This window comes from Streptomyces lomondensis (genome assembly GCF_014651035.1).
Taxonomy (GTDB): Bacteria; Actinomycetota; Actinomycetes; order Streptomycetales; family Streptomycetaceae; genus Streptomyces; species Streptomyces lomondensis.
Genome location: NZ_BMWC01000010.1, coordinates 145,592 through 168,276, shown reverse-complemented (window position 1 = coordinate 168,276; position 22,685 = coordinate 145,592). Strand labels below are relative to the sequence as shown.

General features: G+C 70.9%; 22 protein-coding genes and 5 tRNA genes. 8 read left to right on the top strand and 19 right to left on the bottom strand.

Features of this window, described 5'->3' with window-relative positions:
* The first annotated feature begins 42 nt into the window (after positions 1-42).
* The gene (gene rpmB, locus IE255_RS29360; RefSeq protein ID WP_003993230.1) at positions 43-228 is read left to right on the top strand and encodes a 50S ribosomal protein L28; all 186 of its coding nucleotides are present in this window, start codon (positions 43-45) and stop codon (positions 226-228) included.
* A gap of 85 nt (positions 229-313) precedes the next feature.
* Here the strand turns inward: rpmB and thiD are convergent, their stop codons facing one another.
* Positions 314-1,105, bottom strand: coding sequence for a bifunctional hydroxymethylpyrimidine kinase/phosphomethylpyrimidine kinase (gene thiD / locus IE255_RS29355; protein ID WP_190053412.1), 792 nt, complete (start codon positions 1,103-1,105; stop codon positions 314-316).
* Positions 1,102-2,067: a thiamine-phosphate kinase gene (locus IE255_RS29350; protein ID WP_190053411.1), complete on the bottom strand. Its 966-nt coding sequence runs from the start codon at positions 2,065-2,067 to the stop codon at positions 1,102-1,104. The genes thiD and IE255_RS29350 overlap by 4 nt, the downstream gene beginning before the upstream one ends.
* Before the next feature lie 206 nt (positions 2,068-2,273).
* Here IE255_RS29350 and IE255_RS29345 point away from each other — a divergent pair, with 206 nt between their 5' ends.
* Entirely contained in the window at positions 2,274-2,507 is a 234-nt protein-coding gene (locus IE255_RS29345) for an Lrp/AsnC family transcriptional regulator (RefSeq protein WP_003997603.1), read from the top strand.
* 20 nt (positions 2,508-2,527) lie between these two features.
* Entirely contained in the window at positions 2,528-3,049 is a 522-nt protein-coding gene (locus tag IE255_RS29340; RefSeq protein WP_372487570.1) for a DUF3515 domain-containing protein, read from the top strand.
* A 22-nt stretch (positions 3,050-3,071) separates the two neighbouring features.
* Here the strand turns inward: IE255_RS29340 and IE255_RS29335 are convergent, their stop codons facing one another.
* The 3 genes from IE255_RS29335 to IE255_RS29325 are packed head-to-tail and all read right to left on the bottom strand — an operon-like array spanning position 3,072 to position 6,087.
* Positions 3,072-4,229, bottom strand: coding sequence for a D-alanine--D-alanine ligase family protein (locus IE255_RS29335; protein ID WP_190053410.1), 1,158 nt, complete (start codon positions 4,227-4,229; stop codon positions 3,072-3,074).
* A 59-nt stretch (positions 4,230-4,288) separates the two neighbouring features.
* Entirely contained in the window at positions 4,289-5,299 is a 1,011-nt protein-coding gene (locus tag IE255_RS29330; RefSeq protein WP_190053409.1) for an NAD(P)H-dependent glycerol-3-phosphate dehydrogenase, read from the bottom strand.
* Complete coding sequence (locus IE255_RS29325) at positions 5,296-6,087, bottom strand: lysophospholipid acyltransferase family protein (protein WP_190053408.1); 792 nt, start codon at positions 6,085-6,087, stop codon at positions 5,296-5,298. Before IE255_RS29325 ends, IE255_RS29330 begins: the two co-directional genes overlap by 4 nt.
* A 158-nt stretch (positions 6,088-6,245) precedes the next feature.
* Between IE255_RS29325 and cofC the strand changes: the two genes are divergently transcribed.
* Together cofC and IE255_RS29315 are read left to right on the top strand one after the other, a co-directional pair.
* Complete coding sequence (gene cofC / locus IE255_RS29320) at positions 6,246-6,884, top strand: 2-phospho-L-lactate guanylyltransferase (RefSeq protein ID WP_190053407.1); 639 nt, start codon at positions 6,246-6,248, stop codon at positions 6,882-6,884.
* Positions 6,885-6,893: 9 nt separating this feature from the next.
* Complete coding sequence (locus IE255_RS29315; protein WP_190053406.1) at positions 6,894-7,097, top strand: hypothetical protein; 204 nt, start codon at positions 6,894-6,896, stop codon at positions 7,095-7,097.
* Positions 7,098-7,168: 71 nt separating this feature from the next.
* Here the strand turns inward: IE255_RS29315 and IE255_RS29310 are convergent, their stop codons facing one another.
* From IE255_RS29310 to leuC, 4 genes are all read right to left on the bottom strand, one after another.
* Positions 7,169-7,807, bottom strand: a complete 639-nt coding sequence (locus IE255_RS29310; protein WP_190053405.1) for an HU family DNA-binding protein — start codon at positions 7,805-7,807, stop codon at positions 7,169-7,171.
* A gap of 136 nt (positions 7,808-7,943) precedes the next feature.
* Entirely contained in the window at positions 7,944-8,174 is a 231-nt protein-coding gene (locus IE255_RS29305; RefSeq protein WP_114255519.1) for an SCO5555 family protein, read from the bottom strand.
* A gap of 277 nt (positions 8,175-8,451) precedes the next feature.
* Positions 8,452-9,045, bottom strand: a complete 594-nt coding sequence (gene leuD, locus IE255_RS29300; RefSeq protein ID WP_190053404.1) for a 3-isopropylmalate dehydratase small subunit — start codon at positions 9,043-9,045, stop codon at positions 8,452-8,454.
* Between the two features lie 6 nt (positions 9,046-9,051).
* A complete protein-coding gene (gene leuC, locus IE255_RS29295; RefSeq protein ID WP_190053403.1) occupies positions 9,052-10,482 on the bottom strand; it encodes a 3-isopropylmalate dehydratase large subunit in 1,431 nt (476 codons plus the stop codon).
* A gap of 195 nt (positions 10,483-10,677) precedes the next feature.
* On the opposite strand from leuC, the gene ndgR reads away from it, so the two are divergent.
* Positions 10,678-11,394, top strand: a complete 717-nt coding sequence (gene ndgR / locus IE255_RS29290; protein WP_010044585.1) for an IclR family transcriptional regulator NdgR — start codon at positions 10,678-10,680, stop codon at positions 11,392-11,394.
* Between the two features lie 167 nt (positions 11,395-11,561).
* On the opposite strand, the gene IE255_RS29285 is transcribed toward ndgR, so the two are convergent.
* The 10 genes from IE255_RS29285 to IE255_RS29240 form a co-directional block, all read right to left on the bottom strand.
* Positions 11,562-11,634: transfer RNA gene (locus tag IE255_RS29285), tRNA-Glu, on the bottom strand.
* A gap of 28 nt (positions 11,635-11,662) precedes the next feature.
* A tRNA-Gln gene (locus tag IE255_RS29280) sits at positions 11,663-11,734 on the bottom strand.
* A 20-nt stretch (positions 11,735-11,754) separates the two neighbouring features.
* Positions 11,755-11,827 (bottom strand) — tRNA-Glu (locus IE255_RS29275).
* A gap of 29 nt (positions 11,828-11,856) precedes the next feature.
* Positions 11,857-11,929 (bottom strand) — tRNA-Glu (locus tag IE255_RS29270).
* A gap of 21 nt (positions 11,930-11,950) precedes the next feature.
* Positions 11,951-12,022, bottom strand: a tRNA-Gln gene (locus IE255_RS29265).
* Between the two features lie 92 nt (positions 12,023-12,114).
* Entirely contained in the window at positions 12,115-12,846 is a 732-nt protein-coding gene (locus IE255_RS29260; protein WP_190053402.1) for an HAD family hydrolase, read from the bottom strand.
* Positions 12,847-12,875: 29 nt separating this feature from the next.
* Complete coding sequence (locus IE255_RS29255; RefSeq protein WP_190053401.1) at positions 12,876-15,089, bottom strand: T9SS type B sorting domain-containing protein; 2,214 nt, start codon at positions 15,087-15,089, stop codon at positions 12,876-12,878.
* A 174-nt stretch (positions 15,090-15,263) separates the two neighbouring features.
* A complete protein-coding gene (gltX, locus tag IE255_RS29250; protein ID WP_190053400.1) occupies positions 15,264-16,748 on the bottom strand; it encodes a glutamate--tRNA ligase in 1,485 nt (494 codons plus the stop codon).
* Entirely contained in the window at positions 16,741-17,517 is a 777-nt protein-coding gene (locus IE255_RS29245) for a fumarylacetoacetate hydrolase family protein (protein WP_190053399.1), read from the bottom strand. The genes gltX and IE255_RS29245 overlap by 8 nt, the downstream gene beginning before the upstream one ends.
* Before the next feature lie 173 nt (positions 17,518-17,690).
* Positions 17,691-17,882 (bottom strand): hypothetical protein, encoded by a 192-nt coding sequence (locus IE255_RS29240; RefSeq protein ID WP_190053554.1) that lies wholly within the window; start codon positions 17,880-17,882, stop codon positions 17,691-17,693.
* 601 nt (positions 17,883-18,483) lie between these two features.
* Between IE255_RS29240 and IE255_RS29235 the strand changes: the two genes are divergently transcribed.
* The gene (locus tag IE255_RS29235) at positions 18,484-22,242 is read left to right on the top strand and encodes a sensor histidine kinase (protein ID WP_190053398.1); all 3,759 of its coding nucleotides are present in this window, start codon (positions 18,484-18,486) and stop codon (positions 22,240-22,242) included.
* Between the two features lie 9 nt (positions 22,243-22,251).
* A complete protein-coding gene (locus IE255_RS29230; protein ID WP_030851929.1) occupies positions 22,252-22,665 on the top strand; it encodes a roadblock/LC7 domain-containing protein in 414 nt (137 codons plus the stop codon).
* Positions 22,666-22,685 lie beyond the last annotated feature (20 nt).

Sequence of the window (22,685 nt, the reverse complement as noted above, 5' to 3'; positions counted from 1 at the left end):
CGGGATTAACCGTAAGTGCATCTGAAGTCTTTGGAGTGACCCGTGGCTGCCAACTGCGACGTCTGCGGCAAGGGGCCGGGCTTCGGCAACAACATCTCGCACTCGCACCGCCGTACGTCCCGTCGCTGGAACCCGAACATCCAGCGTGTGCGTACCGTGGTGGGCGGGACGCCGAAGCGCGTGAACGCTTGCACCTCGTGCATCAAGGCCGGCAAGGTCTCGCGCTGACGCTCAGCTAGCGCGCGGCCACTGCTGGTTCGCTTACAGAGCCGGTCCACCTCAGGTGGACCGGCTCTTTGCCGTGTCCGGCTGCTCAGGAACCGGCCCGGAACCGCCAGCCGTGATCCACCGGCCCGATGCCCCCGCCGAGCGCGAACCCGGCCGCGATCGCCCCGGTGACGTACTCCTTGGCCGCCGCCACCGCCTCAGGCACCGAGTGCCCCTTGGCGAGCTGTGACGCGATCGCGGAGGCCAGGGTGCAGCCCGTGCCGTGAGTGTGCCGGTTGTCGAGCCTCGGGGCCCGCAGCCAGTGCTCCTCGGAGCCGTCCGTGAGCAGGTCCACGGCGTCCCCGGACAGGTGACCGCCCTTGATCACCACCCAGCGCGGCCCGTACGCGAGCACGGCCGCCGCGGCCTGCCGCAGCTCCTTCTCCGACTCGACGCGCACCCCCGTCAGCTGGGCCACCTCGTCGAGGTTCGGGGTGGCGACCGTCGCCGCCGGCAGCAGCTTCGTACGGACGGAGTCCAGCGCGGAGGCGGCCAACAGGGCGTCGCCGTGCTTGGAGACGCCGACCGGGTCGACGACCGCCGGGGCGTCCGTCCCCGCGATCAACTCGGCGACCGCCTCGACGAGTTCCGCGGAGGCGAGCATCCCGGTCTTGACCGCCTGGACGCCGATGTCGTCGACGACACTGCGGTACTGGGCCCGCACGGCCTCCACCGGCAGCTCCCAAGCCCCCTGCACACCGAGCGAGTTCTGCGCGGTCACCGCCGTGACGACGCTCATGCCGTGCACGCCGAGCGCGAGCATCGTCTTCAGGTCGGCCTGGATGCCCGCGCCGCCACCCGAGTCGGAGCCCGCCACCGTGAGGACGTTGGGGATCATGAGTCCAGGTCCCCGAAGTGATCCCAGCCGCCCTTGCTGGTCCACGGCGCCCCGTCGACCGTCACCTGGGGCAGCGCCGAGGGGTTGAGGACCTCGCCGATGACCTTCCAGCGGGCGGGCAGCTTCACGTCCGGCGGGAAGGTCGCCACGATCGCGTGGTCCTCTCCCCCGGTCAGCACCCACTGCATCGGGTCGACGCCGACGGCCTGCCCGATGTCGTTCATCTGGGACGGGATGTCGATCGCCTGGGAGCGGATGTCGATGCGCACCTTGCTCGCCTCGGCGATGTGCCCCAGGTCGGCGATCAGCCCGTCGCTCACGTCGCACATCGCGGTCGCCCCGAGCCCGGCGGCGGCCGGACCCGCGTGATACGGCGGCTCGGGGCGCCGGTGGGCCTCCACGAACGCCCGCGGCGAGCGGAACCCCCGCGACAGCACCGCGAACCCGGCCGCCGACCAGCCCAGCCAGCCGGTCACCGCGACGAGGTCGCCGGGCTGCGCGCCCGCCCGCGTCACGGGCTCCTGGTTGCGCAGATCGCCGAGCGCGGTGATCGACACCATGATCGAGTCGCCGCGTACGACGTCACCGCCGACCACGGCGGCGCCCGCCACCTGGCACTCGTCGCGCAGGCCGTCCATCAGCTCGCTCGGCCACGTCACCGGCAGCTCGGCCGGGACGACCAGGCCGAGCAGCAGCGCGGTCGGTACGGCGCCCATGGCGGCGATGTCGGCGAGGTTCTGCGCGGCCGCCTTGCGTCCCACGTCGTAGGCCGTCGACCAGTCCCGCCGGAAGTGCCGGCCCTCCACCAGGATGTCCGTACTGGCCACGACCCTGCGGTCGGGCGCGGCCACCACGGCGGCGTCGTCGCCGGGGCCGACCCGGACCGCCGGGGTGGTGGTCAGACGGGAGGTGAGCTCCCTGATGAGCCCGAACTCACCGAGCTCACCAACAGTGCCCTTCATTTCCCTTTCTCCCCTTCTGTCCCTGTCCGTGCCCGGTCGCGAGGCATCTCAGTCCTCGCTACGGTCGAAGTGACCGTCACGTTCTGCCGGACCTGCACCCCGGCGCGCAAGACCCGGTACCCGCAGGTCTCCCCGCGGCGAGCGGCAACGCGATACCGTGGCGTTCCTTTTCCCCACATGATCCTCGTGGCCGCCCTGGAGGTTCCGTGGTACAGGCGTACATCCTGATCCAGACGGAGGTCGGCAAGGCGTCGACCGTCGCCGAGACGATCAGCAAGATCCCTGGGGTCATCCAGGCCGAGGACGTGACAGGACCGTACGACGTGATCGTGCGGGCCCAGGCGGACACCGTCGACGACCTCGGCCGCATGGTGGTCGCCAAGGTTCAGCAGGTGGACGGCATCACCCGCACCCTGACCTGCCCGGTCGTGCATCTGTAGCCCCCGTCTACCCTGTGCCGGTGAACTCTTTCCGTCACCGGCACCGCTGTGTCTTCCGCGGTGTCCTCCGCCTGCCCGCTGTCGCGCTGTTGATCACTGCCGCGGGCTGCTCCTCAGCAGACGACAGCGCGTCGGCGGCGGTTCCCAGTCCGGACGCGAAGGTCACGGAACTGTGCCGGAACCTGGACAAGGTACTGCCCGCGAAGGTGGGCGGTGAGCGTCGCGAGGATCCCGAGCCCGCGTCGGCGCTGACGGCGGGCTGGGGCAGCCCGGCGATCATACTTCGCTGCGGTGTGCCGCAGCCGCCGAAGATGGTCGATCCGAAGGTGGCGGAGGGGCGGGACGCGGATGCGGTCGCCGGGGGTGTGAACGGGGTGGACTGGCTGATGGAGAAGCAGGGGGACGGGGGGTACCGGTTCACCACGGCGAACCGTGAGGCCTATGTGGAGGTCGCGGTGCCGGGGGGTGTGGACAGTTCCGGTGTTCTGATCGATCTGGCCTCTGCTGTGAAAAAGGCGATCCCCGAGGGGATCGCCTCCTAGCGCGCACGTCTGGATCTGTGGGTCAGCGCAAGCCCGTCGAGCGGCGAAGGGCCGCCTGTACCAAGCGGTCGATCAGCTCCGGGTACGTCACCCCGCTCGCCTGCCACATCTGCGGGTACATCGAGATGGGCGTGAAGCCGGGCATCGTGTTGATCTCGTTGATCACGAACTCGCCGTCCTCGGTGAGGAAGAAGTCCGCGCGGACCAGGCCCTCGCAGGACGCCGCCTCGAAGGCGTCGACCGCCAGGCGCTGCACCTCGGCCGTCTCCTCGGGCGTCAGGGGCGCCGGCACGATTCCGGGCGTGGAGTCGATGTACTTGGCCTCGAAGTCGTAGTACGCGTGCGCCTCGGGAGAGGGGATCTCCGCGGGGACGGAGGCCCGGGGGCCGTCCTCGAACTCCAGGACGCCGCACTCGATCTCGCGGCCGCGCAGGGCCGCCTCCACGAGGATCTTCGGGTCGTGGCGCTGGGCCTCGGCGATCGCCTCGTCCAGACCGGAGAGGTCGTCGACCTTGGTGATGCCGATCGACGAACCGGCGCGCGAGGGCTTCACGAACAGCGGCCAGCCGTGCTCCCCGGCGAAGTCGACGATCTTCTTGCGGGCGGCGGCCTCGTCGCGCTCCCACTCCCGCGGCCGGATCACCACGTACGGGCCCACCTTGAGCCCGAAGGAGGTGAACATCCGCTTCATGTACTCCTTGTCCTGGCCCACGGCCGAGGCGAGCACCCCCGAACCCACGTACGGGACGCCGGACAGCTCCAGAAGGCCCTGGAGGGTGCCGTCCTCGCCGTACGGGCCGTGCAGCACCGGGAAGACCACGTCGACCTCGCCGAGCGCCTTGGGGACCGATCCCGGCTCGCTGTAGACGACTTCGCGGTTGGCGGGGTCGACGGGGAGGATCACCGCGCCCTCGTCGGACTCGGCGAGCGCGTCGACGCTCGGCGGGCGCCGGTCGACGATCGCCATCCGCTCCGGTTCGTCCGTCGTGAGCGCCCAACGGCCGTCCTGGGTGATGCCGATCGGCAGTACGTCGTACTTCGTCCGGTCGATGGCCTTGAGGACGGCGCCGGCCGTGACCACGGAGATCCCGTGTTCGGAGCTGCGCCCGCCGAACACGACGGCCACACGCGGCTTGCGAGGCGGCTGCTCGGGGCTCTGGGGGAGGTTCTCGGTGCTCATATCGCGATGAGGGTACCCGTTGGTAGGGCCCGGAGACAGCGCCCGCGGCCTCGCGTCGCTCAGCGTCGTTCGGGCTTCGCGCTGCGCGACATCAGCTCCTTGAGGGCCACCACCGGGGGCTTGCCCTCGTGCACGATGCCGACGACCGTCTCCGTGATCGGCATGTCGACGCCGTGCCGACGGGCCAGATCCAGCACCGACTCGCAGGACTTGACGCCCTCGGCGGTCTGCTTGGTGACCGCGATGGTCTCCTGGAGGGTCATGCCCTTGCCGAGGTTGGTGCCGAAGGTGTGGTTGCGCGACAGCGGCGAGGAGCAGGTGGCCACCAGGTCGCCGAGGCCCGCGAGTCCGGAGAAGGTCAGCGGGTCGGCGCCGAGCGCCATGCCGAGCCGGGTGGTCTCGGCGAGGCCGCGGGTGATGAGCGAGCCCTTGGCGTTGTCGCCGAGGCCCATGCCGTCCGCGATGCCGACGGCGAGGCCGATGACGTTCTTCACGGCTCCGCCCAGTTCGCAACCCACCACGTCCGTGTTGGTGTACGGGCGGAAGTAGGGCGTGTGGCAGGCGGCCTGGAGCCGCTGGGCGACGGCCTCGTCGGTGCAGGCGACCACGGCCGCGGCGGGCATCCGCGCGGCGATCTCGCGGGCCAGGTTGGGCCCGGTGACCACGGCGATCCGGTCCGGGCCGACCTTGGCGACGTCGTCGATGACCTCGCTCATCCGCATCGCGGAGCCGAGTTCGACGCCCTTCATCAGCGACACGAGGACCGTGTTCGGGGCGAGCAGCGGGGTCCACTCGGCGAGGTTGCCGCGCAGGGTCTGCGAGGGGACCGACAGGACCGTGAAGTCGGCGTCCGCCGCGGCTTCCGCCGGATCCGTCGTGGCCCGCACGTTCTCCGGGAGCTCGACGCCCGGGAAGTAGTCGGGATTGGTCCGGGTGGAGTTGATCGCCTCCACCACCTCGGGGCGACGCCCCCACAGGGTGACCTCGCAGCCCGCGTCGGCGAGCACCATGCCGAAGGCCGTGCCCCACGAACCGGCGCTCAGAACCGCCGCCTTGACCGGTGTGCTCACTTGCCCAGCCCCTCTTCCTGCACGGTCTGCCCGGCCTTCTGGTGCGTCTGTGTCTGCGCCTGCGTGCGGCGCCGCTGCTCGATCCGCTCCCGGCGCGGGTCGTAGGGCGTCTCGGGCGCCCTCTCGCCGCGGATCTCCTCCAGCTGGCGGGTGATGGCGGCCATGATGGCCTCGGTCGCCTCCTTCAGGAGCTCCGCGGTCATCTCACGGTCGTAGAACGGCGTGAGGTCCACCGGCGGCCCGGCGAGCACGTGGTGCGTCTTGCGCGGCAGAAGGTGCGGCTTCTTCGCGTACGGCGGCAGCAGTTCGTTGCAGCCCCACTGGGCGACGGGGATCACCGGGCACTTGGTCTGGAGGGCGACGCGGGCGGCCCCGGTCTTGCCGGTCATGGGCCAGCCCTGCGGGTCGCGGGTGAGGGTGCCCTCGGGATAGAAGGCGACGCATTCCCCGCGGTCCACGGCCTCGATCGCGGCCCGGAAGGCGCTGAGCGCGTCCGTGCTCTCGCGGTAGACGGGGATCTGCCCGGTACCGCGCATCGCGGCCCCGACGAATCCCTTCTTGAAAAGCCCGCTCTTCGCGAGGAATCGCGGGACGCGGCCGGTGTTGTACTGAAAGTGCGCGTAAGCGAAGGGGTCGATGTGCGAATTGTGGTTCACCGCGGTGATAAATCCACCCTCGGCCGGAATGTGCTCCATTCCGCGCCAGTCCCGCCTGAGCAGAACCACCAGCGGCGGTTTGCAGATCACCGCGGCGAAGCGGTACCAGAAGCCGATTCTGCGGCGGGGCACGCGGACACCTTCCTCTAGGGCCTGAAGCGGAGGCCTCGGGGGGCCGCACAAGTGTCGCCCCAGGCCGCCGGTCTGTCGAGAACACCGTACGCCCCGACACGCCGCCCGCCCGATGCCCCGGGTGACAATGACCGCGACAAGAGGAGGACGGAACACCTGTGCTGTGGACCCTGGTCGTACCCCTGAAGCCCCTGGCCCAGGCCAAGAGCAGGCTTGCGGACACCGCGGACGACGGGCTGCGGCCGGACCTGGCGCTGGCCTTCGCCCAGGACACGGTCGCGGCCGCGCTGGCCTGCCCGGCGGTGCGTGATGTGGCAGTCGTCACGGACGACGCGCGGGCGGGCCGCGAGCTGGCCGCACTGGGCGCCGCGATCGTTCCCGACGAGCCGGGCGGCGGCCTCAACGCCGCCCTCGCGCACGCGACGGGGGTCGTGCGTTCCGCCCGTCCCGGAAGTGCGGTGGCCGCGCTGAACGCCGACCTGCCGGCGCTGCGCCCGCGGGAATTGTCCCGGGTACTGGATTCCGCCGCGGAATTCCCGCGCGCTTTTCTCCCGGACGCGGCCGCAATCGGCACGACTCTGCTGGCCGCCGCCCCGGGCCGCGAATTGCACCCGGCCTTCGGCACCGATTCCCGGGCCCGGCACCGCGCGTCCGGGGCCGTGGAACTGTCCCTCGCCGCCGTGGATTCCGTACGCCAGGACGTGGACACCGGCGACGACCTGCGCAGCGCGCTGGCCCTGGGGGTCGGCCCACATACGGCCGCGGCCGCCGCGCGGTTGCTGATCCCCGGGCAGTAGGCTGCGGCCATGCAGGCGACCGCGTACACGTACGACCCCGAAAGCCGCAGCGGGCAGGTGCTTCTGGACGACGGCACCCCGGTGCCCTTCGACGCGGCGGCGTTCGACGCGGGCGGCCTCAGGCTGCTGCGCCCGGGGCAGCGGGTCCGCATCGAGGTGGAGGGCCCGAAGGACAGCCTCCGGATCACTCTGGTGACACTCCAGACGCTCTGACCACTCCATGAACACGCCGCGGGCCGGACTCCATGCGGAGTCCGGCCCGTCGCGTGAGTACCCCAGCGGCCCTACTTCTTGCGGGCGGTGGTCTTCTTGGCGGTGGTCTTGCGCGCCGTCGACTTCTTGGCGGGCGCCTTCTTGGCCGTCGCCTTCTTCGCCGGGGCCTTCTTGGCGGTGGTCTTCTTCGCGGCGGTGGTCTTGGACGCCGCCGTGGTCTTGGCGGGCGCCTTCTTGGCCGTCGTCTTCTTCGCGGCCGCCGTCTTGGTGGTGGCCTTCTTCGCCGTCGTCTTCTTCGCGGTGGTCTTCTTCGCGGCGGCCGTCTTCGTGGTCGCCTTCTTCGCGGCGGCCTTCTTGACCGTCGCGCCGGCACCGCCGGTCAGGCTGCCCTTGGGCGCCTTCTTGACGGAGACCTCACCACCGCGCGGGAGCTTCTTCGAGCCGCTGACCAGGTCCTTGAAGCCCTGGCCCGCGCGGAAGCGCGGAACGGAGGTCTTCTTGACCCGAACCCGCTCGCCCGTCTGGGGGTTACGGGCGTAGCGGGCCGGACGGTCGACCTTCTCGAAGGAACCGAAGCCGGTGACGGAGACCCTCTCACCTGCGACGACCGCGCGGACGATGGCGTCCAGTACATGGTCGACAGCGTCGGCGGCCTGCTGTCGGCCGCCCATCTTGTCGGCAATCGCTTCTACGAGCTGCGCCTTGTTCACGTCTTCCCCTTCGGAGACATCGCCAGAACGAAAGTGTTCAAGCTTTTTCGCACGTTAGGCAGATATATACCGCAAATCAAACACGAAACGGGCTTATCACCCTTGCGCCGCAACGAACTCGACGGTGTCGACGGGTTCAGCGTTCCTCGTCGGGGAGACGCCCCTCGTCGAGGTCCGCGGTGAACCGCTCCAGCCGCCTTGCCGCGTCGGCGAGATCGTGCTTGGCCGCGGCCGTAATGACCAGCAGCTTCCGGGTCAGCGCCATCCGTACGCCCTCCGGGACTTGCAGTGCGCGCACCCTTGCGTGCGCTTCCTTGAGTTGGCCCGCGACTGCCGTATAGAGCTCGAGTTGGCCGTCGTGTTCCATGCACAGATTGTGCCATCTGGGGCGAGTTGTCGCCTGCGCAGGGGACAACTGCCGCCTCAAACGGCCTTCCGGGCACTCACGGAAGTCACGGCTGTACCACACGCGTACCCCAGCAACCACCGGCATAACGTGGGAAGTTGACGGCCCCGGTCGGGGCGTGCAGGGCCGTTCGGGTGTAGACACAGCTGTACCCCCGATCGGGCTGATCGGGGGTACAGCGGGGGTGTTGCGGTGGCCGAAAGTCGCCTTGTTCGCAGGCGGCGGATCGTGCTCCGGATCAGACCGGGAGCGTCCGCGGCTTGAACGACGGGCGCTTCGCCTCGTACGCGGCGATGTCCGGCTCGTTCTGGAGCGTGATCGAGATGTCGTCGAGGCCGTTCAGCAGCCGCCAGCGGGAGTTCTCGTCCAGCTCGAAGGCGGCGGTGATGCCCTCGGCCCGCACCTCGCGGCTCTCCAGGTCGACGGTGATCTCGGCCTGCGGGTCCTTCTCGGTGAGCTCCCACAGCGCGTCCACGATCTTCTGCTCCAGAACCACCGTGAGCAGGCCGTTCTTGAGCGAGTTGCCGCGGAAGATGTCGGCGAAGCGGGAGGAGATCACGGCCTTGAAGCCGTAGTTCTGCAGCGCCCAGACGGCGTGCTCACGGGAGGAGCCGGTGCCGAAGTCGGGTCCGGCGACCAGGACGGTCGCGCCCTGCCGCTCGGGCTGGTTGAGCACGAACGACGGGTCCTTGCGCCAGGCCTCGAACAGCCCGTCCTCGAAACCGTCGCGCGTGACCTTCTTGAGCCAGTGGGCGGGGATGATCTGGTCGGTGTCGACGTTGCTGCGGCGCAGCGGGACGGCCCGGCCGGTGTGGGTGGTGAATGCTTCCATGACTGATCAGACTCCAGCGGGCGTACGGACGTCGGCGTCGGACAGGTCGGCCGGGGAGGCCAGGTGGCCCAGCACGGCGGTAGCGGCCGCGACCTGCGGCGACACCAGGTGCGTACGGCCGCCCTTGCCCTGCCGGCCCTCGAAGTTGCGGTTGGAGGTGGACGCGGAGCGCTCCCCCGGGGCCAGCTGGTCGGGGTTCATGCCCAGACACATGGAGCAGCCCGCGTGCCGCCACTCGGCGCCGGCCTCCTTGAAGACGACGTCCAGCCCCTCGGAGACGGCCTGGAGACCGACGCGCGCGGAGCCCGGGACGACCAGCATCCGTACGCCGTCGGCGACTTTGCGGCCCTTGAGCAGCTCGGCGGCGGCGCGCAGGTCCTCGATGCGTCCGTTGGTACAGGAGCCTACGAAGACGGTGTCCACCTTGATGGAGCGCAGCGGCTGGCCGGCCTCCAACCCCATGTACTCCAGGGCCTTTTCGGCGGCGTAGCGCTCCGATGCGTCTTCGTACGAAGCAGGATCGGGGACGGACGCCGAAAGCGGTGCGCCCTGCCCGGGGTTGGTGCCCCAGGTGACGAACGGCGACAGCTCGGCGGCGTCGATGACGACCTCGGCGTCGAACTCGGCGTCGTCGTCGGTCCTCAGCGTCTTCCAGTACGCGACGGCGGCGTCCCACTCCTCGCCCTCGGGGGCGTGCGGGCGGCCCTTGAGGTACGCGAAGGTGGTCTCGTCGGGGGCGATCATGCCCGCGCGGGCGCCGGCCTCGATCGACATGTTGCAGATGGTCATCCGGGCCTCCATCGAGAGCTTCTCGATGGCCTCGCCGCGGTACTCCAGGACGTAGCCCTGGCCGCCGCCCGTGCCGATCCTGGCGATGATCGCCAGGATCAGGTCCTTGGCGGTAACGCCCTCGGGCAGCTCGCCGTCGACCGTGATCGCCATGGTCTTCGGGCGGGACATCGGCAGCGTCTGCGTGGCCAGCACGTGCTCCACCTGGGAGGTGCCGATGCCGAACGCCAGCGCGCCGAAGGCGCCGTGCGTGGAGGTGTGCGAGTCGCCGCAGACGACGGTCATGCCCGGCTGGGTCAGGCCCAGCTGCGGGCCGACGACGTGCACGACGCCCTGCTCGACGTCGCCCAGCGGGTGCAGGCGCACGCCGAACTCGGCGGCGTTCTTGCGCAGGGTCTCCAGCTGGACCCGGGAGACCGGGTCGGCGATGGGCTTGTCGATGTCGAGGGTGGGGGTGTTGTGGTCCTCGGTGGCGATGGTGAGGTCGAGGCGCCGGACCGTGCGCCCGCTCTTGCGGAGGCCGTCGAAGGCCTGCGGGCTGGTCACCTCGTGCAGCAGGTGCAGATCGATGAAGAGAAGGTCGGGCTCGCCCTCCGCGCGCCGGACGACATGGTCGTCCCAGACTTTCTCCGCGAGTGTCCTACCCATCGCTGTTCCCTCCGGCCGGCGACCGTCCGCCGACCCAACTAGAGATCTTGAGGAGGCGGGCCCGTGCCCCTGATCCCGGGCATCCGCCGCCAGGCCCGTACGTCACGGGCCGTTGTGACTTCGTGTCTTCCAGAGTGGCGGGTTCCACGGAAATTTGAACTTGCGTTTCACAGAGTGAGACGCGAGTATCGTTTCATGGACAACAGTAGCGGCGTCGGCGTTCTGGACAAGGCGGCCCTCGTCCTGAGCGCTCTGGAGTCCGGTCCGGCCACCCTCGCGGGCCTGGTCGGCGCCACCGGACTGGCACGACCCACGGCCCACCGCCTGGCCGTGGCCCTGGAACACCACCGCATGGTGGCGCGCGACATGCAGGGCCGTTTCATTCTCGGCCCCCGCCTGGCAGAGCTGGCCGCGGCCGCGGGCGAGGACCGTCTCCTCGCCACCGCGGGCCCGGTGCTCACCCACCTCCGTGACGTCACGGGCGAGAGCGCGCAGCTCTACCGCCGCCAGGGCGACATGCGCATCTGCGTCGCCGCGGCGGAGCGTCTGTCCGGCCTGCGGGACACGGTCCCGGTCGGCTCGACGCTCACGATGAAGGCCGGCTCCTCGGCGCAGATCCTGCTGGCCTGGGAGGAGCCTGAGCGGTTGCACCGCGGCCTCCAGGGGGCGCGCTTCACAGCGACGGCGCTGTCGGGCGTACGGCGCCGGGGCTGGGCCCAGTCGATCGGCGAGCGGGAGCCGGGCGTCGCGTCGGTCTCCGCGCCGGTGCGGGGTCCTTCCAACCGTGTGGTGGCCGCGGTGTCCGTCTCCGGGCCGATCGAGCGGCTGACGCGGCACCCTGGCCGGATGCATGCGCAGGCTGTGATCGATGCCGCGGGGCGTCTCTCCGAGGCGTTGCGGCGCACTGGCTGAGCGTTTCGGGGAAGGTCGGCCTCAACGCCGCGGCAGGCTTTCCCCGACCAGGCGCCGTATCAGTTGGGTTTCGTCGTCGGCTGCGGGCCGTCCGTGGTTGATCGCGCAGTTCCCCGCGCCCCCAAACAAGAAGGCCCCCCACTGACGTGGAGGGCCTTCCTCTTACGTACCCCCGACCGGATTCGAACCGGCGCTACCGCCTTGAGAGGGCGGCGTGCTAGGCCGCTACACAACGGGGGCGTGGACTCTGCGTTTCCGCAGGTCCGAGCTGGTCTACCTGGACTCGAACCAAGACTAACTGAACCAGAATCAGTCGTGCTGCCAATTACACCATAGACCAACGTGGTTTAGACCAGTCAGTACCCCCGACCGGATTCGAACCGGCGCTACCGCCTTGAGAGGGCGGCGTGCTAGGCCGCTACACAACGGGGGCCCTAGCGATTCCGACAAGATCGGAACCAGTACCCCCGACCGGATTCGAACCGGCGCTACTGCCTTGAGAGGGCAGCGTGCTAGGCCGCTACACAACGGGGGCTTTGCAGATGAGCTCTGCGAGCTGGCCTACCTGGACTCGAACCAAGACTAACTGAACCAGAATCAGTCGTGCTGCCAATTACACCATAGGCCACTGGAACGCAAGTCCCCGAGGGGGTCTTTGTTCTAGTTCGCTCCTCCGGGCTTCGGCCTTTCGGCCCGCTCCCCGGCGGCGCAGGAAGAACATTACCTGAAGGTGGACTGGGCTCCAAAACGAGTATCCGAGCCGAGGAGGGAGGGCAGTTCGGCGAGGGAGGCGATGCGGTGCGGCCCCACGGGCGGGTCGACGGTGGCGTACAGACCGCCGCGGTCGATCCACACCGACAGCAGCCCGGCGTCGGCGGCGCCCCGCCCGTCGATCTCCGGGTGGTCGCCGACGTAGGCCACCTGGTGCGGTGGCAGGCCGAGGAAGTCGCAGGCCGCGAGGAAGGCGCCGGCCTGCGGCTTGGAGACGCCGAGCTCGGCCGCGCACAGGATGGTCTCGAAGCGGTCGTGGACGCCGAGGGCACGCAGCTTGCGGTCCTGGACCTGGAGGCTGGAGTTGGACAGCACCGCGTGCCGGTGGCTGGCGGCGAGGGCGTCGAGGACGGGCAGGACGTCCGGGAAGAGGGCCCAGACCGCCTCGTAGTGGGCGATGTACCGCGTGAACCACGCGTCGGCCCCGGCGTCGGTCAGCTCCTGTCCGAGGAACATCCGCACGCGGTCGCGCCGCTGGGCCTCGAAGGTGGCCTCCCCGGCCGCGAAGCGCGCCCACTGGAGGTCGGTGATCTCCCGCCAGCGGGCGAGGGCCTGGTCGACGCTCTCGTAGTCGTCGAGCAGGCCCTCGGCCGCCAGGTGGGCGCGCATGCCGAGGCGGTCGGCGGTGGTGTAGTCGAAGAGGGTGTCGTCGACGTCCCAGACCACGGCGTGGATGCTCATGGTCCGACCGTACCCAGCGCGACCGGTTCTCAGCCCAGGGTCATGGTGCCGGAGAGCGTGAGGTCCGGGCCCTGGTCGTCGCGGGGGTGGGCGGTGAGCTTCCAGGTGTAGGTGCCGCCCGCGGGTCCGCCGTTGTCGGTGGTGCCGTCCCAGGCGGGGCGTACGGCGGCTCCGGTGGAGGCGCCGGTCAGGGTGCGGACGACGGTGCCGAAGGCGTTGGTGAGGGTGAGGGTCCAGGTGGAGGGCTTGTTCAGCTGCCACACCGGTGCCCAGGGGAACGACTTGCCGATCACGGACGGCGAGTAGACCTGGGCCTCCATCTGCGCGAGGGGCGAGGTGGGGACGCCGCTGGGGACGATCGACACCTCGCCGTAGGTGCCGTTGAGGTAAGCGATGTGGCCGCCGAAGCGGTCGACGGCCCAGCGGCCGTTGCTGCCGCCGGTGTTCTGGTCCGTGGCCGGCAGCCTGACCAGGGTGCGGGTGGTCGCGGTGCCGGTGTGGAAGTCGGTGAGCAGCAGCTCGTGGGTGGTGCGGTTCTCGCGGAGCAGGAAGCCGTCGGCGAGGCGGGCCGGGCCGAGGTCGGCCGGGACCGTGATCTTGCGGTGGGTGGCGCGGTCGTAGACGCCCGCGGTGCCGCCGCAGGACCAGTACAGCCAGGTGTTGACGGCCTGGATGTCGGTGGGGGTGCAGGGGGCGCCGGTGGCGATCGTGGTGGTCGTGCCGGTCTTGAGGTTGCGGCCGGTGACCGCGCCCTGGGTGCTGCCCGGGGTCCACAGGGTCTGGCCCCAGACGGCGGCGGCGGTGCGGTCGCGGGTGAGGGTGGTCTCGCCGTTCGTCGCGCCGCGCGGGAAGTCCACGACCCGCTGCTTGCCGGAGCCGCCGTTGTAGAGCACGTAGCGGCCGGTGCTGCCGGCGACGCGGCCGCCCGAGTCACCGTCCGTGGGCTCGTTGACGATGGTGCTGGTGTCGAGGCCGACGTTGAGGACGGATTCCTGGCCCGTGTCGCTGGTCCACAGGTAGCCGACCCGGCCGTCGCCCAGGGCCTCCAGCTGGGGGCAGGCGGCGTCGCCGGTGAGGCAGGTGGAGGGGCTCAGGCCCGGGCTGCGGCGGGTCTGGGGGCCGGCGGGCCGGCCGGTGGCGTCCAGCTGGAAGCTGCTGTAGCGGAGCGAGGCGCCGGGCGTCGCTCCGTAGAGGAACAACTCGCCGCCGGCGACGGCCAGTCCCTGCACGCCGACCGCCGCGGCGGGGACCTGGGCCACCTTGGTGGTGGTGAGGCCGCCGCTGTCGGTGAGGGTGATCCGGTGGATGTTCCAGTCGAGGCTGGAGGGGCCGGTGGTGGCCAGGGCGCCGCCGTCCAAGGTCGGTCCGATTCCGCCGAACGACGAGGTGAGGACGGTGCTCGTGGCGCCGGTGGCGAGGTTGCGGGCGGCCAGCGCGGCGTCGGTGCCGGCCTGGACGAAGTCCGGGTTGCCGATGAGGAGTTGGTCGCCGACGACGGCTTCGGGCTGGGCGCCGGCCCTGGTGAGCTGGGTGGGCTCGGTGCCGGGTTCGGTGTCCACCCGGATCGCCTTCCAGTCGGCGACGAGCCAGCGGTCGTTGAAGGCGAGTTCCGGGGTCGCGGTCTCGCTGGTGACGTACGTGCGGAAGGCGCCGTCGGCGAGGTTGACCAGACCGACGGACGTCTTGTCGTCCAGTACGGAGACGATCGCGAGGCGGCCGACCGAGCCGCCGGTGCGGTACGCGGTGGGCCGGGCGCCCGTGGGGAAGCCGGTGACGGGGGTGTCGGCGGTGGTGCCGTCGGCGGCGGCGCGCAGCACGTGCAGGGCACCGGTGCCGTCCATGGTCAGCACGCTCCAGCCGACGGCGGCCCGGTAGGCCTGGCCGGAGGGGATCGTGACGGTGGCGGTGACGCCCGTGGAGCGGTGCCGCTGGGTGACGGTCTGGCCGTCGCGGGTGTTCAGGACGTCGGTGCCGGTGGTCAGGTCGTCCGGGCCGGCGTGGGCGGGCGGGGCCACGTCGGGGTAGTCCACCGTGGTGACCGAACTGGTCCCCGGCCGGTACTGGAAGCCGGACGCGCCGGCCCACGGGTAGTCGACGGTCACGCGCTTCTCGGTGACGAGCCGCACCGTGCCGGCCGGCGCGTCGGCCTCGGGCGCCGCCTGCGCGGGTGCGGTCAGTACGGTGCAGGACAGGGCCACCACCCCGCCGACGGCCGCGTGGACAAGTCTTCGTGAACGGCTCATGTTCCCTCCCCCGGTATCAGGGCGCACACGCCTACGGTGTGCTCAGGGGGCATCCAACGTCTCTCCCGGGGACGGGAGTTGACCGGAACGGTGAATTCCGGGTGACGGCTGGGCGGACACGGCGAGGGCGGCGCCCGAACCGGACGCCGCCCTCGCCGTATGAGGTGCCGAGCGTTACGCGGCCAGCTTCGCCAGCGCCGCGTCGATCCGTGCCAGCGTCTTCTCCTTGCCCAGGACCTCCAGGGACTCGAAGAGCGGCAGGCCGACCGTGCGGCCGGTGACGGCGACACGGACGGGGGCCTGGGCCTTGCCGAGCTTGAGGCCGTGGGCCTCACCGGCGGCCAGGACGGCCTCCTTGAGCGACTCGGCGGAGGTCCAGTCGGCCGCCTCCAGCTTCTCGCGGGCCGTGCGCAGCAGGGCGTCCGAGCCCTCCTTCATGGCCTTCGCCCAGCTGGCCTCGTCCGCCACCGGCTCCGGCAGGAACAGGAAGTCGACGTTGTCGGTGATCTCGGAGAGCACCTTCAGGCGGGTCTGCGCGTGCGGGGCGACGGCCTGCCACTTCACCTCGTCGAAGGCCTCCGGGGCCCAGGGGGCGAACGGCGCCTGGAGCCAGGGGCGGCAGCGCTCGGTGAAGTCCTTCACGTCCAGCAGGCGGATGTGGTCGCCGTTGATGGCCTCGCACTTCTTCAGGTCGAAGCGGGCCGGGTTGGGGTTGACGTCCGCGATGTCGAAGGCCGCGACCATCTCGTCCATCGTGAAGACGTCCTGGTCGGCCGAGAGGGACCAGCCGAGCAGGGAGAGGTAGTTGAGCAGGCCCTCGGGGAGGAAGCCGCGCTCCCGGTAGAGGTTGAGGGACGACTGCGGGTCGCGCTTGGAGAGCTTCTTGTTGCCCTCGCCCATCACGTACGGCAGGTGGCCGAACTGCGGGATGCCCTTGGCGATGCCCAGCTCGATCAGCGCCTTGTACAGGGCGATCTGGCGGGGGGTGGAGGAGAGCAGGTCCTCGCCGCGCAGGACGTGGGTGATCTCCATCAGGGCGTCGTCGACCGGGTTGACCAGCGTGTAGAGCGGGGCGCCGTTGGCGCGGACGATGCCGTAGTCCGGGACGTTCTCCGGGGTGAAGGTCAGCTCGCCGCGGACCAGGTCGGTGAAGGTGATCGTCTCGTCGGGCATGCGGAAGCGGACGATCGGCTCCCGGCCCTGGGCCTTGTACTCGGCGACCTGGGCGTCGGTCAGCTCGCGGCAGTGGCCGTCGTAGCCGGAGGGCTTGCCGGCGGCGCGGGCGGCCTCGCGGCGGGTGTCCAGCTCCTCCTGGGAGCAGTAGCAGTGGTAGGCGTGGCCGGCGTCGAGCAGCTTGGCCGCGACGTCCTTGTACAGGTCCATGCGCTGCGACTGGCGGTACGGCGCGTGCGGGCCGCCGACCTCGGGGCCCTCGTCCCAGTCGAAGCCCAGCCAGCGCATCGAGTCGAGCAGCTGGGTGTACGACTCCTCGGAGTCGCGGGCCGCGTCGGTGTCCTCGATGCGGAAGACCAGGGTGCCCTGGTGGTGCTTGGCGAACGCCCAGTTGAACAGGGCGGTGCGCACCAGGCCCACGTGGGGGTTACCGGTGGGCGAGGGGCAGAAACGGACGCGTACGGGGGAGCCGGGTGCGCTAGCCACGCTTGACAACCTTGTTGGTGAGAGTGCCGATGCCTTCGATGGTGACGGCGACCTCGTCGCCGACGTTCAGGGGGCCGACCCCAGCCGGGGTGCCCGTGAGGATCACGTCGCCGGGGAGCAGCGTCATGGCCTCGGAGATGTTGACGATCAGATCCTCGATGGAGTGGATCATCTCGCTGGTCCGCCCGAGCTGGCGCTGCTGGCCGTTGACCGTGAGCTGGATGGTCAGGTCCGAGGGGTCCAGGTCGGTCTCCACCCAGGGGCCGAGCGGGCAGGAGGTGTCGAAGCCCTTGGCCCGGGCCCACTGCTTCTCGCGCTTCTGGACGTCGCGGGCGGTGATGTCGTTGGCGCAGGTGTAGCCGAAGATGACGTCCTTGACGCGCTCGCGCGGGACCTCGCGGCACATCCGGCCGATGACCACGGCCAGCTCGGCCTCGTGGTGCACCTCCGCGGAGAAGGAGGGGTACTGGATCTCGTCGCCGGGGCCGATCACCGAGGTGGAGGGCTTGAAGAAGGCGAAGGGGGCGTCGGGTACCTCGTTGCCCAGTTCCTTCGCGTGCTCGGCGTAGTTGCGGCCGAAGGCCACGACCTTGTTGGGGAGCACCGGGGGCAGCAGCCTGACCTTGCTGACCGGGACCTTCGTACCGGAGAGCTCGAAGTCCGCGAACGGGATGCCCTTGATGATGTCCAGGACGAGTTCGTCCTGCTTCTCGCCCTCGATGGCGCCGAAGGCGACGTTCCCGTCGATGGAGAATCTGGCGATGCGCACGGGATGCTTGGCCCCTTGACTGAAGCGGCTGGAGTCTGACGCTCCAGGCTAACGCGGGGAGGTGCCCGCGCCGCGCGCATGATGAAGGGGCGCCCCCGTCGTGGGGAGCGCCCCTCGAAGTTCGTATCCTGCCGCCGTGAGCATCCGGCGGCCGGCGCGCGTACTCCCTGGTGTCACTCGGCGGCAGCGGCGGCCGCGACGGGGACCTCGGTGAGGATGGTGCGCTTGGGGTTGGCGGTCTGTGCGGGGAGTTCGACGCGGTGCTCCGGCTGTTCCGGCGTCTGCAGTTCGTCGGCGTCGTCCAGGTGCGCCAGCGTCGTGCGTCGCGGGTTGGCGATCTTGTGGAACATCGTCGTCGTCTTCACTGTTTACTTGACCCTGTCCTGTGACGGGCGCCCGGAGGGTGCGAGACCCCCGCGGGGGGCGCGGGTTGTCGATTTTGCCATCTCTGTAAAGCGTCAGGCTAAACATGGGATTCCCGGCGCAGTTGCCGTGAGCACATGATCAGCATGTGAGTTTTCTCACGAATCAGAGGGCAAATCGACCAATCCGGACTCGCGAGTAGCCCCAACGAAACGGACATTGGCCCACTGAAGCCCTCATTCCGCTCCTGATCATGGCGACTGGGACACCCGTCACGGCTCGACGACTCGCGGGCATACGTCCGAAATGGACGAACTCGCTTTCTACGTCCGGTGATCCGCCCCTCACGTGGTGTCACCTATGTCACGGCCTGGCCTACGGGCCTTGTTGGAGATCCTGTGCTGTGCTGGAATCTCACGGACCGCCGCAGGATCGAGCCGGCGCACAGGGGGCGCACAGACGCGCCGAGTGGCGGCGAGAAGGGGGAGCCAGCGCCGGTCACCCACGACCACCACGGGGGCGTACTCAGGGCGTCCCCAGAACGCCGACACCGTGCTCCGCCGTTCCTACGACGGGGTGCCTGGTCCAGAGGTTGCGACGCTAGTGCAGGGACGTTTCAAGAGGGATGGCAGCGCTTCGGCGGAGCCGGAGCCGCACGGCGGGACCGACCGAGGTCCCTCGCCCCAGCACGCCCAGAACCCGGGCCCGGCCGGCGACGGCGGTGAGCGCTCCGGGCGCCCCGGTGCGTCGGCCCCCTCGGGGTCCGCGAGCCCGGCCCCGCCCCTGAAGCCGCCGGCGGGCCCTTCCGGCCCCGGCCCGCGAATAGCCCTGCGCAACTGGCGCATCTCCACCCGACTGGTCTCGCTGCTCGCGCTCCCGGTGGTCGCCGCCACCTCGCTGGGCGCACTGCGTATCAACCAGTCCATGGACGACATCCAGCAGCTCGACAACATGAAGCTGCTGACGGACATGACCAAGCAGGCCACCGAGCTGTCCGCCGCGCTCCAGGAGGAGCGCGACCAGTCGGCCGGCCCGCTCGCGCACGGCGGCAAGCCGACCGACTTCACGGTCAAGGGCCTGCGCGAGAAGACCGACCGGGCGATGAAGAACTTCCTCGACTCGTCCGAGGAGATCGACAGCGCCAGCAAGGACGGCAACCTCAAGGGCGTCCGCGAGTACCTGATCCAGCTCGCCGGCGAGCTGGGCGACCTGGCGCAGATCCGCAAGAGCGCCTACGCCTCCGAGGGCAACTCCACGCAGACGATCGAGGCGTACCACCGTCTGATCGAGAACCTGATCGACCTCTCCCAGGACATGGCCGAGGCGACCAGCAACCCGGACATGATCCAGCGCACCCGTGCGCTGGCCGCGTTCTCCTCCGCCAAGGAGTACTCCTCGATCCAGCGCGCGGCCCTCGCCGCGGCGCTGCCCGCGAGCAACACCACGACCGGCAGGCTCTCCCCGAACGACCGGCTCTACGCCCAGTCGGCCCTGGAGAGCCAGAAGTCCGAGATCCGCAGCTTCAAGAGCATCTACGGCGAGGACGCCGCCGCCGAGCTGCTGAAGCCGATCGAGGACGGCGGCAACTCCACGATCAAGGCGACCGACACCTACGCGGGTCGCGCCCTGGTCTCCGCGAGCGGACTCGCGCAGCAGGACAAGCGGTCCTACCGCGACTGGCTGGACGACAGCTCCACCAAGATCCAGCAGATGAAGAACATCGAGCACACGCTGCTCGAGGAGATGGAGCAGAAGGCCCGCGAGCTGCGCAGCGCCACCGAGCGCGACGCGATCATCTCCGGTGCGCTGATCCTGCTCGTGCTCGGTGTCTCGCTGGTCGGCGCCTTCGTCGTGGCCCGCTCCATGATCCGCTCGCTGCGCCGCCTGGAGGAGACCGCGACCAAGGTCGCCTCCGACCGGCTGCCCGAGCTGGTCAAGCAGCTGTCCGAGTCCGACCCGCAGGACGTCGACACCTCCGTGGAGTCGGTCGGCGTGCACTCCCGGGACGAGATCGGCCGGGTGGCCGCGGCCTTCGACGACGTGCACCGCGAGGCGGTCCGCCTCGCCGCCGAGCAGGCCCTGCTGCGGGGCAACGTCAACGCGATGTTCACCAACCTCTCGCGCCGCTCCCAGGGCCTGATCCAGCGCCAGCTGTCGCTCATCTCCGAACTGGAGTCCCGCGAGGCCGACCCGGACCAGCTGTCCTCGCTGTTCAAGCTCGACCACCTCGCGACGCGTATGCGCCGTAACGGTGAGAACCTCCTCGTCCTCGCGGGTGAGGAGCCCGGCCGCCGGTGGACCCGCCCGGTCCCGCTGGTCGACGTGCTGCGCGCCGCCGCGTCCGAGGTGGAGCAGTACGAGCGCATCGAGCTGGCCTCCGTGCCGACCACCGAGGTGGCCGGCCGCGTGGTCAACGACCTCGTGCACCTGCTCGCCGAGCTGCTGGAGAACGCGACCTCGTTCTCCTCCCCGCAGACCAAGGTCAAGGTCACCGGTCACGCGCTGCCCGACGGCCGGGTGCTGATCGAGATCCACGACACCGGTATCGGCCTGTCGCCGGAGGACCTGGCGGCGATCAACGAGCGGCTCGCCTCTCCCCCGACGGTGGACGTCTCCGTCTCCCGCCGCATGGGCCTGTTCGTGGTCGGTCGGCTGTCCCAGCGCCACGGCATCCGCATCCAGCTCCGCCCGTCCGACTCCGGTGGTACGACCGCGCTGGTCATGCTGCCCGTCGATGTCGCCCAGGGCGGCAAGAAGCCCCAGCCCAAGCAGGGCGGTCAGCCGCAGGTCGGCGGTGGCGGTCCGGCCGCCGCGCAGGCCGCCGCCGGTGCGGCCGCGGCCCGGCGGGCCGCCGGTGCCGGCCAGGGCGGCGGCGCCCTCGGGGCCGGTCCGTCCGGTGGCGGTGCCTTCGGCGGCGGCGCGTCCGGCGGGGGCCGGCTCGGTCCGGGCCAGGGCCCGCGGGCCGCGCTGCCCGGCCGGGACGGGGACGGTGGCCGTCCGGGAGCGCCGGGCGGAGCGCGCGGACAGCAGGGTCCCGGCAACTCCTCCTTCGAACAGGGTGGTCCCTCGCAGGGCCGCCCGGCTCCGGCGGGCGCCGGGTTCGGGCAGGCTCCGGGTGCCCCGCAGGGCCTTCAGGCCGCGGGCACCAACGGGCCGCAGGGCCAGGACTCCTACGGCGGCGGCCGCGGCCGTCAGCAGGGCGGCAACGCCGAGCAGGGCCAGGGCCGTCGGCCGCAGCTGCCGCCGCGCGGTGGCCCGCGGGCCGAGCTGCCCGGCGGCGACTCGCAGCCGCGCGTGCCGAGCTGGAGCGACGAGAACGCCCAGCCGCCGGTGCCGCGCGCCTCGCTGGACGCCCCGCGCGGTCATGAGGAGCCGGACGTCTCCCGTACGTCGGCCCTGCCGCGGATCGACGATCGCCAGGGCCCGGGCTCGACGGCGGAGATCCCGGTCGTGCCCCGCGACGACGACCGGCAGGGCCCCGGCTCGCCGGCCGACTTCGGCGGCCCCCAGACCGCGGACCCGTTCGGCGCCCCGGGCGCCAACGGCCCCCAGGGCCCGTTCGTCCGCCCGGACGTCTTCGGCGCCCCGAGCGGCCGCCGCGACGCCTCGTCGACGACCGGCCAGTACCCGGCGCCGCAGGGCTCGCCGTCCTACGACAACGGCTCCACGGGCCAGTACCCGGCACCCCGCCAGGACGACAACTCCACCGGCCAGTACCCGGCGCCCCGCCACGACAACGGTTCCGGCCGGCCCACCCTCCCGGGTCCGGCCACCCCGGCCGACCCGGCGGGCACGGGCCAGTTCCAGCGGCCGCAGGCGGGCGGCGCCCGGGGCGGGTCCGACTTCGGCGCCCCGCGTCCGCCCGCCCCGCAGGCACGGCCCGTCCGGCAGGAGCCCGAGGCCCTGCCGCCGGCGTCCGGCCCGGGCGACGGCCGTACGCCGCTGTACGACACGCTGGAGACCAACTGGTTCCACGGCCAGCAGGAGCAGCAGGAGCCGCAGAGCAGCGGCTCGGCTCCGGCCCCGCAGCAGCCGCAGGGGCCCACCGGTCCCCAGCGGTCCGCCCCCGCCGGCTGGCGTACCTCGCCGAACGACGACCTCGTCCGCCAGGCCGAGCGCGTCCGGCAGCCCGCCGCGGGCGGTGTCACCACCTCCGGCCTGCCTCGCCGGGTGCCCCGGGCGAACCTCGTTCCGGGCATGGCTCAGCAGCAATCGCACCAGAGCGGTCCTCAGGTCTCGCGCGCCCCCGATGACGTGCGCGGCCGGCTGACCAATCTCCGTCGGGGTATCGCACAGGGTCGACAGGCCGGCTCCACCCAGACCGGCAGCTTCCCACGACCCACTCACCAGCAGGAGCGTTAGTTGAGCCCGATGAGCCAGGCGGCACAGAACCTCAACTGGTTGATCACCAACTTCGTGGACAACACCCCCGGGGTGTCCCACACCGTCGTCGTGTCCGCCGACGGTCTCCTCCTGGCGATGTCGGAGGGCTTCCCACGCGACCGCGCGGACCAGCTCGCGGCCGTCGCCTCGGGCCTGACGTCCCTGACGGCGGGCGCCTCCCGGATCTTCGAGGGCGGTGAGGTGGCGCAGACGGTCGTGGAGATGGAGCGAGGGTTCCTTTTCCTGATGTCCGTCTCGGACGGCTCTTCCCTCGCGGTCCTCGCCCACCCCGAGTGCGACATCGGCCTGGTCGGCTACGAGATGGCGCTCCTGGTCGACCGCGCGGGCGCGGTCCTGACCCCCGACCTGCGGGCTGAGCTCCAAGGCAGTCTGCTCCATTGATCGGCCCCGGCACCACCCGT